Genomic DNA, 13,779 nt, shown 5'->3' with positions numbered 1-13,779 from the left:
GCTCAGCCCCCCGTGGCCATGAACGAGCGCAGGCCGACGCGCCACATCGCCCAGGCGATCAGGCCGAACACGGCCACCCACAGCGCCTGCACGCCGAGCAACTGCGGCAGCGCGGCGGTTTCGATCCGGCCCATCGCGATCTCGATCGGAGCGGAGATGATGTAGCGGAACGGCAGCCAGTGCAGCACGTCCTGGGCCCGGCCGAACACCGCCAGCGGTACGATGCCGCCGCTGAGCACGACGATGCCGATGCGGATGCCCTCGAACAGATAGGCCGCTTCGTCGAACCAGAAGCAGGTGAAGCTCACGCACAGGAAGATCAGGAAATTGATCGCCACGCCCAGCGCGACCGCCGCCAGCACCGCCGGCAACAGCCCCAGGCGCTCGCCCGCGGCCGCGCCGCCGAACGCCAGCGCCGCCAGCAGCAGGGCGCCCATGATCGCGTACATCGGCAGCTTGCCGCCGACGAAGTGCGCCAGCCGCAGCCGCACATAGGCCACCGGCTGGACCAGGTAGCGCGCCAGTCCGCCGTGCTTGATGTCGTTGCCGACCTCGTACTCGAAGCCGGTGTGCACCAGCCGCCCGACCACCGCGGCCAGCACCGAGTACAGCAGCGCGTCGGCGTAGGCGTAGCCCGGGATCGAATAGCCGCGCGCGTACAGCGACGACCACAGGTAGTACTGCACGAACAGCGGGAACGCGGCGCTGACGAAGCCGAGCGCGAAGTCGGCCTTGTGCTGCATCGCTTCCTGCAGCCCCAGCGCGACCGCATGCAGCGACGCGGACGGGCGCCGCCGGCGCGCGCTTGCCGGCGCCTCAGCCGACATACAACGACTCGATGCTGCGTTCCAGCGGCAGGTGCTCGATGCGCAGGTCCTCGACCTCGAGCCGGTCGAGCAGGACGCGGATCACCTCGTTGACGTGCTCCGAGCGCGCTTCGATCCAGTACTCGCCGTCGGGTTTCTCCTGCAGCGCGTAGTCGAACGGCAGCGCCACCGCGGCGGCCGGCGAGCGGACGCGGAAGCGCACGATTTTGGCGAACGAGAAACGGTCGGCGATGCGCGCCAGTTCGCCGTCGTAGAGCAGCTTGCCGTGGTGGGTGACGATGACCCGCCGGCACAGGTCCTCGATGTCGGTCGAGTAGTGGCTGGTCAGCACGATGGTGGCGCCGAACCGGTCGCAGTAATCGCGGATGAAGCCGCGGATGCTCTTCTGCGCGGCGAAGTCCAGGCCGATGGTCGGCTCGTCGAGGAACACCACGCGCGGGCTGTGCAGCAGCGCGCCGATCAGGTCGAGCTTGATCCGCTCGCCCAGCGACAGCCGGCGCACCTGGATGTCGAGCAGGCGGCGCACGTCGAGCAGTTCCGACAGTTCGCCGATCATCCGCCGGAACGCGGTTTCCTCGACGTCGTAGATGCGCTGGTTGAGCAGGTAGCTGTCCATCGCCGGCAGGTCCGGCCACAGCTGCGAGCGCTGGCCCATGACGATGCCGATGCTGCGGCGGAACGCCAGCGCGCGCTCCCACGGCACGTAGCCGGCGACCCGCGCCGAACCCGAGGTGGGATAGAGGATGCCCGACAGCATCTTGATCAGGGTCGACTTGCCGGCGCCGTTGGGGCCGAGCAGGCCGACGATCTCGCCGCCTTCGATGCGGAAGCTGACCTCGCTGACCGCCTGCTTGTGCAGGGTGGGGCGGTGGAACAGGTTGCCGATCGAGCCCAGCAGGCCTTCTTTCTTGGTGTGGTAGGCGAAGGTCTTGGACAGCCGTTCGACTTCGATCATGCCTTGCGTTTCCAGTTGCCGTCGGCGCCGCCGCGCATGGGCCTCAGCGCCCGTTGAGGTAGAGCAGCACGCACTTGGAACACGCCGGCATCAGCCCGCAGGCCAGGGTCTTGCGCACCTCGCCGAAGCGCTCGCCGTGCCAGACCTCCTGCAGGCTGGCGTCCTTGAGGTTGCCCATCGAGAACTCGGGGAAGAACTTGCAGCTGGAGACGTCGCCGTTGGGCAGGATGTCGATGCGGTTGGTGATCGCCAGGCATTGGCTGCGGCGCTGGCCCGGGCGCGAGCTGCCGCGGATGAAGTCGAGCAGTTCGTCGTCTTCCAGCGCCGGCTTGAAGCGCACGCGGGTGTTCCAGACCCGGGCCGAAACCCGCGCCATCTCGTCGGCCAAGGCGCGGTGATGCTCCTCGGACAGGCTGTAGGTGAACGAGTGCCAGCTGGGCTTGAGGAAGTCCAGCTTCGGCATCGCCCACGGGAAGTGCTCGCCGACATAGCGGTCCATCTCGCCCGCGGTCTCGCCGGAGATGTACCAGGGAAAGGTCAGGTGGACCGAATCCACGCCGACGCGCTCGAAGTGTTCGACGAACTCGTACAGCCGCCCGATCATCGAGTCGTTGATCGTCAGCTGCACCGCGACCTCGCCGCGGTACTCGCCGCGGCGCTTGGAATCCAGCAGCAGGTCCACGCTCTTGATCACCTTGGCGTAGGTGCCCTTGCCGCGGATCGCGTCGTTCTCCTGCTCGAACCCTTCCAGGCTGGCCAGGAACTCCAGGTTGGCCGACATCTTCACCAGGTCGTCGTAGCGGCGCTCGGTGGTGATGGCGTTGGTGCAGATCGTGGTCCAGCGCGATTCGGCGGCGATCAGCTCGGCCATCTTGCCGAACTGCGAATAGATCAGCGGCTCGCCGCCCCACAGGAACAGCTTCGAGCTCGCGCCGCGGGTTTGTTCGAGCACGCTGCGCAGCAACTCGATCGGCACCTCGTCGCGCACCGTGCTGTGGATCATGTCGTGGTGGTAGCCATCCTCGTTCCACTCGAAGCAGTGGGTGCAGCGCAGGTTGCAGCGATTGTTGAGCTTGATCCCGATCTCTTCGGGAATCGCCGTGGCGTAGCCCGGATCGCGACGCAGTCCGCGGCTGCTTTCGGCCTTGTTGCGGATCGACTGCTTGAGCCGCTCGAACGCGTGGCGGTCGAGCGCGGCGGACGATTGAGGCTGCATGCGATGCGCTCCGCTCAGGACGCGACGGGCGAGGGCGCGGACGCGCCGGTGGCGTCGATCAGGAAATCGATCAGGCGGTCGACGCGGGTGAAGGTCTCGTACTCGACCTTGTCGAAATCGATGCTGATGCCGAAATCGTCCTCGAGGCCGAGGATGAAGTCGGTCATCTTGAGGCTATCCAGGCCGACCTCGTTGATGATGTCGGTGGAGTAGCCGATGTCCGCGGCGAGCGAGGGATTGTCCTCGACCGTGGCGATGGCGGCAGCGACCTTGCGCAAATAGTCTTCGCGAATCACCGGGTTCCCCAAAGAGACGGACTGTTTGGCTGCGAGCCGGGCGGCGAGGCTTGCGCATCGTCCGCCGCGGCCGTTGCGGCCGTCGTATGTAACCGGTTTCAACTCTACCGGTGGGCTTTGGCGCACGCAAGGATGGTGGCGACCGGATGGATCGCGCGTGTCGGGATTCGGCGTCGGGAATGAATTTCAGTGACGCGCAGCGCAGTTTTCCGCGACTCGCTTGTAGCGCCGCGCAGCGATCGCGCGTGTCGGTGCGCGCCGGCCCGAGGACGAACGCGCGGCGGCGGCCGGCACGCGGCCGCGCCGCGACCACGCTACATGCTGCGCGCGCCTTGCGAGCGTTGTTGTTCGAGCGCGGGCTCGGGTGCCGCCGGTGTCGCGCGGGCCTGGCCGAGGTCGGCCAGCATCGCCGGCGTCGGTCCGCGTCCGGCCTCCTGCGCGCCGATGCTGACGTGCTGGCCGAACGAGGCCGCCTGTTCGCGGATGCTCGATTCCTGGCCGATGAACAGGTTGCGGCCGCCCGGCGTCGGGCCGCCGATCTCGACGAAACCGATGCCCGACAGTCCGCGCCGTTCGGCCAGCACCGCCAGGCTCGCCGCGGTCTCGGCCACCGACAGCGCCGACATCCCGGACGGCAGGTTGCGGTTCGCCGATTCGACCAGGCCGGTCGCCTGCGACAGCAGGCGCGGGTTGGGTTCGATCCGATCCGCCGGCCGCGCCTCGGGCGCAGCGGAGGCTGGCGTCGCGGGCGCGGATGTCGTGGGTGCAGCGGGCGCGCTGGCGCGACGCGCGCGTTCGTCGCGATCGCCGCTCAGCACATCGAGGCGATCGTGAAGATCGCCGGCGGCGACGTCGTAGTCGATGCCCCGACTGCCGCCGCCACCGCCCGAGCGCGCGCCGCCCGGCAGCGAGGCGCGGAACCCGGCCATGACCGAGAATTCGCCGTCGGTGCCGGCCTTGGCGGTCACCGAGGCGCCGCCGTTGCGATAGCTCGCCTCCACGCTCGACGTGCTAGCGACCGTTCCGGCCAGGCTGAGGGTGCCGCCGGCCAGCGGCTGGGTGATGTCGACCCGCGCCGAGTCCTGCGGCCCGAACGTGGCGCGCGCGGCCACGGCCGTGTCGCCGATCGTGGCGCGGCCGCTGACGGTGGCCTGGCGCCCGTTGCGGTCCGCGCCGACGCTCACGCCGAGTTCGGTGTTTTCGTCGATCAGCCGGGTCGCGCTGAGCGTCGCCGCGCGGCCGTTGCCGAGCGTCGTCGCGGCTTCCAGGCGCACGCCGTCGGCGGTCACGCGCGCGTTGGCGCTGGCATAGGCCTCGCCGCCGCGGGTGCCGACGATCAGTCCCGCTTCGTTGTCTTTGCCGCCGGTGACGATGCGCACGCTGTCGGTATCGCCGGGCCCGATGCTGACCTGCGCCGAGGTCTTGTCGCGGCCGTCGAGCACCGCGGCCTGCACGCTCACGGTCTGCCCCTGGCGCCCGTTGGCGAGAGTGGCCTGGCCGCTGAGGTCCGGCCCGTCGGCGCCCAGGGTGATGCTGGAACTGCCGGCCTTGGGATCGTAGGTGCCGCTGATGCGCGGCTCGTATTCGCTCGGCGTGCGCGGTTGCGCGGTCGAGGCGCGCGGCAATCCCTCGCGCGGTTCGGACGGAGCGGGCGGGCCGGCGGAAGGACCGGCCGGCGACGGAGCGGGCGGCGGCGGAGCCGGCGGCAGGGTGTAGTCCAGATCGAGTATCTCGACGCCGTTGGCGTCGGGCCTCGCGCGTCCTTCAGCATCCTTCTGCGGCGTCATGGCACCCCCCCTGTGCAGTCCGTATACATGGGCTGTTACTCCCTTGGTTTTCGCCAGTCAAGCGCGTCGGACGGACGGTCGCGCCCGTCGCTCGCGCCGGTCTGGAGGGGAGTACGCGCATCGCGCAGCGGCGGATGCAGCCGCCGAACGTTCGTACGCGGCCGCAGCGGCGCCTGCGTTGGCGCCGCTCGGGTGACGGATAAGCGGGGTAGTGCCGCCGCATTCATGCATGGAGGCGCGCAAGATCGCGAATCCGCACAGCAACCCGCTGCGCGATGCCGCGCAGCCGCGATGCCCGGCCCCTCTCCCGCGCGGAAGAGGGGCCGCGGCGCATCAATACTCGAAACGCACCCGCAACCCGACCGTGCGCGGATCGTTCCAGTAGGCGCGGATGAATCCGCCGGCGTCGTCGGCCCAGTTCTTGCTCATCTTGTCGGTGGCGTTGAGCACATACAGCTCCGCGCGCCAGAACGACGGCGATTGCAGGCTCAGGCTGGCATCGACCGTGGTGTAGGCCTCCTGCGCGTCGGAGACGTGCGGGTTGTCGAGATTGCGCAAGGTGAAGTACATCTTGTCCTGCCACTTCACATTGACCCACGGCACCAACTCATAGCCGTTGCCGAACTTGAAGGTGTGCGAGGCGTTGACCCCGGCGGTGAACTTCGGCGTCATCGGCAGGTGGTGGCCGGTGATGTCGTAGATCTGGCGGCCGGCCAGGCGCGGATCGGAACCGCTGTACGGCGGCGGGCACGGCGGCGCGCCGAACTCTTCGCGCACGCCGCAGTTCCATTCGTCGCTGAAGGTCGGGTAGTCCTTGATCTTGCTGTCGATGTACGAGAAGAAGCCGCCGATGCGGGTGTTCGGCGTCGGTAGGTAGTCGAATTCGACTTCCACGCCGGGGATGTTGACCGTACCGACGTTGACGGTCTGCCATTTCTTGATCACGTCGCAGGTCGGGTCGAAGTCGGGGCAGGGCTGCTCGACGTGGACCTTGGCGGCGTAGAAATCGCCGGTCACCTGCATGTCCTTGTAGCGGCTGTAGAAGGCGGTGAACGACAGGCTCAGGCGCTTGTCCAGCAGCAGGCCCTTGTAGCCGATCTCGAAGTTGGCGACGGTCTCGGGCTTGTACGGGAAGAAGGTGTACTGCGGGCCGGCCGGGCCGTCGATGCAGACCTTGCCGCCGCACTTGTCGTCCTTGTCGCCGAAGCCGCCGGCCTTGTAGCCGGTGGACAGCGACGTGAACAGGATTTCGTCGTCGGACAGCGCCTTGGTCAGGCCCAGCCGCCAGGTGGTCTTGCGCCAGGATTCGGAGTGTTCGTTCTCCGCCGGCGGGCCCCATAGCTTGTAGGCGTCGATGCCGCCGAACGGCCCCATGCGTTCGGTCAGGTCGCGGCCGTTGTGCGGGCGAAAGCCGGGCTGGCCCGGCGTGCCCGGATTGTAGAGCCCGTTGTAGTACGCGGTGGATTCGGTGTCCCAGCCGCCGTAGACTTGGCCGCCGCGGTCGGTTTTCTCGTCGCGGCTGTAGCGCGCGCCGAAGGTCGCGGTCCAGGTCGGGGCGAAGCGCCAGTCGGCCTGGGTGAAGATCGCCTTGGCGTCGACCTGGCGGTCGGGCTGGTGGTACAGCTGGCTGATCGGATAACCGAACGGCGCGTTGACCAGCAACTCCTGCGCGTAGTTGATCTGGTTTTTCTCGTGCATCCAGAACAGGCCCGACACCAGGCTCAGGCGTTCGCCCTGGTGCTTGAACTGCAGTTCGTGCACCACCGACCGGTACTTGGAATCCAGGGTGATCGAGGTGTTGTCGCGCACCGGCCACACGCCCCAGTCGCCTTCCGGCGGCACCGGAAAGGTGGCGGTTACTTGCGAGGGGATCTCGTGGTAGCCGCCGTCGTCGTCGGAAATCTGCGAGCGCTTCTGGGTGGCGAAGGCGACGTTGTATTCGAGGCTGTTGCTGTCGCCGATGAGCCAGATCAGGTTCGAGCGAACCGTGTCGATCGACATGTCGGTCTTGCCGGGGACGTTGATGTTCACGTCCCACTTGCCGCCGGTGCAGGCGAAGCGGGTGCCGGCGGCCTGGCCGCAGTCCTTCATCGCCACCTGGCCGGCGCCGTCGTTCTGGAACTTCTCGTAGGCCAGCAGCCACTCGACGTCGTCGCTGAAGGCGAAGCGCGCGGCCAGGCGCAGCGCCCATTCGTCGCGGTTGTAGTAGTACTTGTCGCGCCCGACCTTGACGTTGCGGCGCTGGTCCACGTCCGGGATGCCGTCGGCGATGAAGCCGCGCTCGGGGATGTTCACATCGGTGAAATCCTGCTTCTGGTCGATCCAGCCGTCGCGCTCGACCTTGGTCGCGGAAAAGCGCAGGGCGAAGCGGTCGTTGACCGCGATGTTCTGGATCAGGTTGAGCTGGCGCAGGTTGTAGCTGCCCACGTCGAGCTCGGCGCTGCCGAAGCTGGAATCGAAGCGCGGCTTGGCCGGGATGATGTTGATGCTGCCGCCGGTGGAGTTGCGACCGAACAGCGTGCCCTGCGGGCCGCGCAGCACTTCGACCTGGTCGACGTCGAACATCAGCGCCAGCGCGCCCTGGGGGCGCGGCGAGTACAGGCCAGCCACGTGCAGGCCCACGGCCGGGTCGCCGATTTCGGTGAAGTTGTTGGCGCCGATGCCGCGGATGCTGACTTGCACGCCCGAATCCGGGCCGGAGGCGATCTGCAGGTTGGGCATGCTGCCGGACAGGCCGCGCACGTCGCGCACGCCTTCGCGGGTCAGCGCTTCCTGAGTCACCGCGGTGACCGTCACCGGCGTCTTGAGCAGGTCCGATTCCAGGCGCGTGGCCGACACCCGCACGGTTTCCAGGGTGGCGCGGGCTTCGCCGGCGCCGGCCTGCGCGGCCGCGGCTGGCGCGTCGGCATCGGCCGCGGCGGATGGCTGCGCGGCGGCGGATTGCGCAACCGCCGGCGCGGCCGCGCAGCCGATCAGTACCGCGGCCACCGCGGCGGCGAGGCCGCTGGGTCGAACACCGCTGGGATGCTTTTTCATCGTGGGCTCCTGGTTGTACGGCGACTCGGGCCGGCGGGCCCGCGATGGCTGGCGTCGGGGGTCAGGGCGAGGCAGGTGTGTTCTTGGCCGAGTACACGGTCTGGTTGCGCACCAGCGGCCTGGCCCAGGCGGCGACGCTGAGGATGTAGAGCAGGGGCAGGAACACCAGCGACAGGCCTGCGCGCAGGCCCCAACGGTCGGCGAGGATGCCGATCAGCAGCGGCACGATGGCGCCGCCGAGGATGCCGCTGCACAGGATTCCCGAGAACGCGCCGTGGTGCTGGCTGACCGAGTTCAATCCCAGCGAGAAGATCACCGAGAACATCACCGACAAGAAAAAGCCCGCGGCGGGGAACGCCAGCAGGGAAACGGCCGCGGGGCCGAGGAGGGCGAGGGCGAGGCAGGCGATGGCCAGGGTCGAGAAGATCGCCAGCACCCGCTTGGAATCCAGCAGCTTCAGCAGACCCAGGCCGACCAGGCAGCCCAGCGACATCAGCCCCCAGAAGCGGCTGACCGCGACGGCGCCTTCCTGCGTGGCCGAAAAGCCGTGGTAGCTGTGCAGGAACTGCGACATCCAATTGGCGAGCGACTGCTCGGTGCCGACATAGGCGACGATGGCGAGGAAGAACAGGCGCACGTCGCGGCGGCGCAGCAGGCTCAGGTAGGCCTCGCGGCTGCCGGCGCGCTCGTCGTCCTTGAGCGCGACCGCCGGCAGCGGCAGTTTCCAGTTGAGCGCGGCCAGCAGCACGAACGCGGCGCTGAAGAACCAGTAGAACGTCAGCCACGCCAGCGGCTGTCCGTCCACGCCCGGGCGCTGCATGTAGAACTTGAACGCCAGCGGGCTCAGGAACGAGGCCAGGCCGAACACCAGCTGCGCCATCACCGAGAAGAAGGCGAAGTGCTGCTCGCCGCCGGCGGTGCGCATCAGCGGGTTGATCACCACCTGCAGCAGCGCCATGCCCAGGCCGATCACGAACAGCCCGGCGACCACCGAGGCGTAGCCGGGAACCAGGGCGATGGCGAGCGCGCCGACGACATTCAGCGCGAACGCGGCGAACAGGGTGAAGCGGGTGCCGCGCGCTTCGATCAGCACGCCGCCGGGAATCGAGATCAAACCGTAGGCGAGGAAGAACGAGAACGGCATGAAGCCGGCCATGGTCAGGCTGAGCTTGAAGTCCTCGATGGCGATGGGCATCAGCGGCCCGATCAGGTTGGTGATGAAGGAGATCGCGAACCAGATCAGGAGGAGGTAGCTGATGATCAACGGCCGGTGCTTCACGATCGTGCCTCCGGGGTCAGGACTGCGGCTGCAGGCAGTGGGCGAGTTCGCCGGCGGCGATGCGCTTGCGCGGAAAGCGCGGCAGGATCGCGCTCGCGGTGCGGCAGCCGGCGGCGAGCGCGTCGCTGAGGCCGGCCCGGTTCAAGCGCGCCGCGAGGTAACCGGTGTTGAAGCTGTCGCCGGCGCCGACGGTGTCGAAGACGTCGGCGGCCGCTTGGGTAGCGTGCAGCGTGCTGCGGCCGTCGACGTGGCCGAGCGCGCCGGCGGCGCCGAGCTTGACGATCAGGTGCGCGCCGGGCTTGAGCAGGCCGGCGACGCGGCGCACGGCGGATTCGAGCGAGTCGTCGCCGGCGATGCTCATCGTTTCGAGCTCGTTGACCAGCAGGTGGTCGCAATGCGCGAGCCAGCCGGCGACTTCGCGGTGCACCTGCGGGGTCCAGCCTTCCGGCGGCCAGCCGGTGTCCAGCGCGATCTGGTAGCCGCGCGCCGCGGCCTGGGCCAGCAACGCGGCGAAGCGCTCGCGCAGGCCCGGCAGCAGGAACGGCGCGGTGAACAGGGCGATGCTGCCGGGCGCGGCCGGCGGCAGGTGGCGCAGCACGAACTCAGGCGCCAGGTGCTGCAGGTGGCCGCAACTGGTGAAGAAGGTGCGCTCGCCGCCGGTGTGCAGCAGCCCGACCGACATGGTGGTGTCGCTGCTGCAGGTCTGCAGGTCGACGCGGATGCCGCTCAGTTGCAGCAGCAGCCACTGGGCCAGGTCGTCGTCGCCGATGGCGCCGATCAGGTGCGGGCTGAGCCCGAGATGGCGCGCGGCGAGGGCGGAGTTGGCGGCCGAGCCGCCGGCGCGCAGTTCGCTGCGCGGCAGCAGCCGTTCGGTGCCGATCTTGGGCCAGCCGTCCAGCGTGCCCAGGACCAGGTCGACGCTGACGTCGCCGACGATGTTGAAGCGCGGCGGGTCCGCCGGCGAGGCCGGCGGCGGGTCGGGGAGCGGATCGAAGCGAGCGGGAGCGTCCGTCATGGGGGCCGACTATAGTCACCCCGATTCCGCCTCGTCAATAAAAATATCCAGTGGAAGTTTAATTAAATGCGACGCCCGCCAGCGGCCGGACGGTGGCCGAGCAGTTCGGCCGCCTGCAGTTCCCCGAAGCCGTCCTTCTGCACGCCTTCCAGGCGCGGCGACAGCAGTTCGTGGATCGGCAGCACCGCCGCGCCCAGCAGCGAGCAGTCTTCCTCGCGCTGGGAAATCATCACCCGCGGCAGCTCGGGGTCGGGGCGGCCGCGCACCGAGCGGTGCAGCGGCTGGGCCAGTTCGACCAGGCGCTGCACCAGCGCCTGCGGCGCCGATCCGCCGATCACGATGGTCTGCGGGTCGAACAGGTTTTCGATCATGCACACGGCGTCGCGCAGGCGCTGGGCGGCCTGCGCGCACCATTGCTGCAGGGCCGGGTCGCAGGCCTGGTCCAGGCGGGCGAGCAGTTCCGGGGTGTGGACCTGGGCGTCGTCCAGGCCCAGCGCCTCGGCCAGCGAATGCAGCGACAGATAGCGCTCCAGGCAGCCCTGGTTGCCGCAATAGCACGGCGTGCCGCCGGGGACCACCGGCACGTGGCCGATCTCGGTGGCGTTGCCGTCGGCGCCGCGGTAGTGGTTGCGGCCGACGATCAGCGAGCCGCCCAGGCCCATGCTCAGGTGCAGGTAGAAGAAGGTGTCCAGGTGCCGGGCGACCCCGTACGAGGTCTCGCCGAGCGCGCCGGCGACGCTGTCGACGCTGTGGAACAGCGGCAGGCCGGTGGCTTCCTGCAGCTGGTCGAGGATGGACAGGTCCTTCCAGCCTTCCAGCGCGGTCGGGCCGACGAAGCTCAGCTCGGTGTCGCCGAGCGGGCCGGGCAGGGCCACGCCGATGCCCCACAGCCGCGCGTTGGCCTGCCGGCGCAGCGTCGCCACCAGCTCCAGCAGGCCGGCCAGCAACTGCGGCCGGTCGCAGCCTTGCAACTGGACCTCGCAGCGCGCATCGATCCGGCCGACCAGATTGACCAGCGCGCCCGAGGCGCGGCCCGGTTCCAGGCTGATGCCGATGGATTGGCCGGCGTCGGGGTTGATCTCGAAGGCGATCGGCGGCTGGCCGCGGGTCTTCAGGTCCTTCTGCCGGCGCGAGACGATCAGGCCGATGGATTCCAGCTCGTTGGTGATGTTGGCGACCGTCTGCGGGCTGAGCGAGACCTTCTCATGGATGTCCTTGCGCGAGGCCGCGCCGTGCTGGCGGATGAAGTCCAGCACCAGGCGGCGGTTGTAGGGGGCGCTGGATTGCTGGGTGGCGCCGCGGCCGAGGTTCATGGGCGTGCAAACCGGTTGAGCGAGGGGGAGGGAAGCTGCCGCATTATTCATACATCCATGTGAAGTATTATTGACGACAGACGACGGCATGGCTAAGTTGCGCTGTGCCCAGTCTATCCGGAACCGTGCCGATGACCGCTTCGCCGCACTTCTCCCTTACCGGTCTGCGCGCATTGGCCGCGCTGGCGCTGGCCTTAACGCTGGCCTTGTCTGGCGCGCCGCACCCGGCCGCCGCCGCCGGCGCGGAGTCCAAGCCCAAGACCACGGTGTCGATCGGCCTGCCCAGCGAACGGCTGCTGGTGCAGATCAACCAGGTCGCGTTGGAGCGGCAGGGCCCGAAGCGGGCCATCGTCGAATACGCCGGCGACGCCGGACACGGCCGCTACACCGTGTTGCGCGACGGCAAGCCGATCAAGCGCGGCGAACTGCAGCCGCTGCCCGCGTTCACCGCGTGGGCGCCGGGCAAACGCTATTTCAGCGTCGATTTTTCCGATGCGCAGCAAGTCGGGCGGTATCAGGTCGAGGTCAGCATCGACCAGCGGCAGGCGCGCTCGGCGATCGTGCCGGTGCGCGACGACGCGATCTTCGCCACCGCCGGCGCGCAGCTGCTCGGCTACTTCAAGCGCAGCCGCCACACCGCCCCCGCCGACCGCGATCTGCCGATCTTCCAGACCACGCGCCGGGTGAACGTCTGGGGCGGTTGGCAGGACGCCGGCGGCGACAAGGGCAAGTACCTGTCGCACCTGGGGTACGCCAACCATTTCAATCCGCAGCAGGCCTCGATGGCGGCCTGGGTGCTGGCCTATGGCGCGCACGCGCGCAAATCGCTGTTCGCCGCGCACGGCCTGCAGACCCAGGTCGAGGACGAGGCGTTCTGGGGCGCCGACTACCTGCACCGCATCCTCGATGCGGACGGCTACTTCTACACCACGGTGTTCGACCAGTGGGGCACGCCGGGGGCGGTGCGCATGGTCACCGGCTACGAAGGCGCGGCCGGCACCTACACCGCGCTGTATCGCTCGGCGTTCCGCGCCGGCGGCGGCATGGCCATCGCCGCGCTTGCGCGCGCTTCGATGCTGGCGAAGCAGAGCGGCCGCCACGGCGAATTCGACGGCGCCCAGTACCTGGCCGACGCCGAGCGCGCCTACGCGCACCTGCGCCGGTTCAATCCGCAGTACGGCGCCGACGGCAAAGAGAACATCATCGACGACTACACCGCGTTGATGGCGCTGGTGGAACTGCACAACGCCACCGGCCAATCGCGCTATCTCGACGACGCGCGCGCCCGCGCCGCCAGCCTGATCGCGCGCCAGCAGGCCGACGGCGGCTTCGTCAGCGACGGCGGCCGCCGTCCGTACTACCACGCGGCCGAAGCCGGCCTGCCGGTGATCAGCCTGTCCGCCTACGCCGGCATCGAGCCCGAACAGGCGCGGCGCCAACGCGCGCTGGACGCCATCGGCGCGGCGCTCAAACACGAACTGGCGATCACCGATGCGGTCGCCAATCCCTACGGCTATGCCCGCCAGCGCTTCCAGCTGGCGCAAGACGGCCAGGCCGCGGGCGAAGTGCTGGAAGGTTTCTTCATCCCGCACCGCAACGAAACCGGCTATTGGTGGCAGGGCGAGAGCGCGCGCCTGGCCTCGCTGAGCGCGGCGATGGCGGTCGGCGGCCGCGCGCTCGCCGAGCACGGCGCGGCCGGCTACGGCCTCAGCGCCGATCGCGCCGGCTATGCGCAGAGCCAGCTCGACTGGACCCTGGGCCGCAATCCCTACGGCATCTGCATGCTCTACGGTTTCGGCCGCAGCAACCCGCCCACCGTGCTTGAAAGCGCCGGCGAGATGTTCGTCGGCGGCATCTCCAACGGCATCACCGGCGCGGTCGGCAGCGACACCGGCGCCGGCATCGCGTTCGCGCCCGGCCCGGATTCGGAGCAGTGGCGCTGGGTCGAGCAATGGATTCCGCACACGACCTGGATGCTGTACGCGGTGATGGCGATGTCGGGCGAAGAGGCGCGCTGAATCGGTGGGCGCGCCATCGTCGGCGAGGCGATGGCGC

10 protein-coding genes are annotated in these 13,779 nt (G+C 69.0%); 1 reads left to right on the top strand and 9 read right to left on the bottom strand.

The genetic code is table 11. From position 1 onward, the window contains the following. Nucleotides 1-2: 2 nt before the first annotated feature. The 9 genes from JHW41_RS12845 to JHW41_RS12805 form a co-directional block, all read right to left on the bottom strand. The gene (locus tag JHW41_RS12845; protein ID WP_250450744.1) at nucleotides 3-743 is read right to left on the bottom strand and encodes an ABC transporter permease; all 741 of its coding nucleotides are present in this window, start codon (nucleotides 741-743) and stop codon (nucleotides 3-5) included. A gap of 73 nt (nucleotides 744-816) precedes the next feature. Continuing rightward, nucleotides 817-1,782, bottom strand: coding sequence for an ABC transporter ATP-binding protein (locus JHW41_RS12840; protein WP_250450742.1), 966 nt, complete (start codon nucleotides 1,780-1,782; stop codon nucleotides 817-819). Between the two features lie 43 nt (nucleotides 1,783-1,825). Next, nucleotides 1,826-2,998 carry a radical SAM protein gene (locus JHW41_RS12835; RefSeq protein WP_250450726.1) on the bottom strand — a complete coding sequence of 391 codons (1,173 nt, stop codon included), beginning with the start codon at nucleotides 2,996-2,998 and terminating at the stop codon, nucleotides 1,826-1,828. Between the two features lie 14 nt (nucleotides 2,999-3,012). Next, entirely contained in the window at nucleotides 3,013-3,276 is a 264-nt protein-coding gene (locus JHW41_RS12830; protein WP_158229762.1) for an acyl carrier protein, read from the bottom strand. 332 nt (nucleotides 3,277-3,608) lie between these two features. After that, a complete protein-coding gene (locus JHW41_RS12825) occupies nucleotides 3,609-5,081 on the bottom strand; it encodes a hypothetical protein (protein ID WP_250450717.1) in 1,473 nt (490 codons plus the stop codon). Nucleotides 5,082-5,414: 333 nt separating this feature from the next. Then, nucleotides 5,415-8,117 (bottom strand): TonB-dependent receptor, encoded by a 2,703-nt coding sequence (locus JHW41_RS12820; RefSeq protein ID WP_250450715.1) that lies wholly within the window; start codon nucleotides 8,115-8,117, stop codon nucleotides 5,415-5,417. A gap of 61 nt (nucleotides 8,118-8,178) precedes the next feature. After that, nucleotides 8,179-9,396 (bottom strand): MFS transporter, encoded by a 1,218-nt coding sequence (locus JHW41_RS12815; protein ID WP_250450706.1) that lies wholly within the window; start codon nucleotides 9,394-9,396, stop codon nucleotides 8,179-8,181. Nucleotides 9,397-9,412: 16 nt separating this feature from the next. Beyond that, a complete protein-coding gene (locus tag JHW41_RS12810; RefSeq protein ID WP_250450704.1) occupies nucleotides 9,413-10,411 on the bottom strand; it encodes a carbohydrate kinase family protein in 999 nt (332 codons plus the stop codon). Between the two features lie 62 nt (nucleotides 10,412-10,473). After that, nucleotides 10,474-11,724, bottom strand: coding sequence for an ROK family transcriptional regulator (locus JHW41_RS12805; protein ID WP_250450702.1), 1,251 nt, complete (start codon nucleotides 11,722-11,724; stop codon nucleotides 10,474-10,476). A 131-nt stretch (nucleotides 11,725-11,855) separates the two neighbouring features. Between JHW41_RS12805 and JHW41_RS12800 the strand changes: the two genes are divergently transcribed. Then, nucleotides 11,856-13,742, top strand: coding sequence for a glycoside hydrolase family 9 protein (locus JHW41_RS12800; RefSeq protein ID WP_250450700.1), 1,887 nt, complete (start codon nucleotides 11,856-11,858; stop codon nucleotides 13,740-13,742). Nucleotides 13,743-13,779: the final 37 nt, after the last annotated feature.

Origin of the sequence: Lysobacter enzymogenes (assembly GCF_023617245.1) — a bacterium.
Classification (GTDB): Bacteria; Pseudomonadota; Gammaproteobacteria; order Xanthomonadales; family Xanthomonadaceae; genus Lysobacter; species Lysobacter yananisis.
This window is presented reverse-complemented; position numbering and strand designations above follow the sequence as displayed.

Coding starts and splice junctions, on each gene's coding strand:
- JHW41_RS12800 (WP_250450700.1), top strand. CDS start 11,856: ATGACCGCTTCGCCGCACTTCTCCCTTACCGGTCTGCGCGCATTGGCC.
- JHW41_RS12810 (WP_250450704.1), bottom strand. CDS start 10,411: ATGACGGACGCTCCCGCTCGCTTCGATCCGCTCCCCGACCCGCCGCCG.
- JHW41_RS12835 (WP_250450726.1), bottom strand. CDS start 2,998: ATGCAGCCTCAATCGTCCGCCGCGCTCGACCGCCACGCGTTCGAGCGG.
- JHW41_RS12840 (WP_250450742.1), bottom strand. CDS start 1,782: ATGATCGAAGTCGAACGGCTGTCCAAGACCTTCGCCTACCACACCAAG.
- JHW41_RS12820 (WP_250450715.1), bottom strand. CDS start 8,117: ATGAAAAAGCATCCCAGCGGTGTTCGACCCAGCGGCCTCGCCGCCGCG.
- JHW41_RS12825 (WP_250450717.1), bottom strand. CDS start 5,081: ATGACGCCGCAGAAGGATGCTGAAGGACGCGCGAGGCCCGACGCCAAC.
- JHW41_RS12805 (WP_250450702.1), bottom strand. CDS start 11,724: ATGAACCTCGGCCGCGGCGCCACCCAGCAATCCAGCGCCCCCTACAAC.
- JHW41_RS12845 (WP_250450744.1), bottom strand. CDS start 743: ATGCAGCACAAGGCCGACTTCGCGCTCGGCTTCGTCAGCGCCGCGTTC.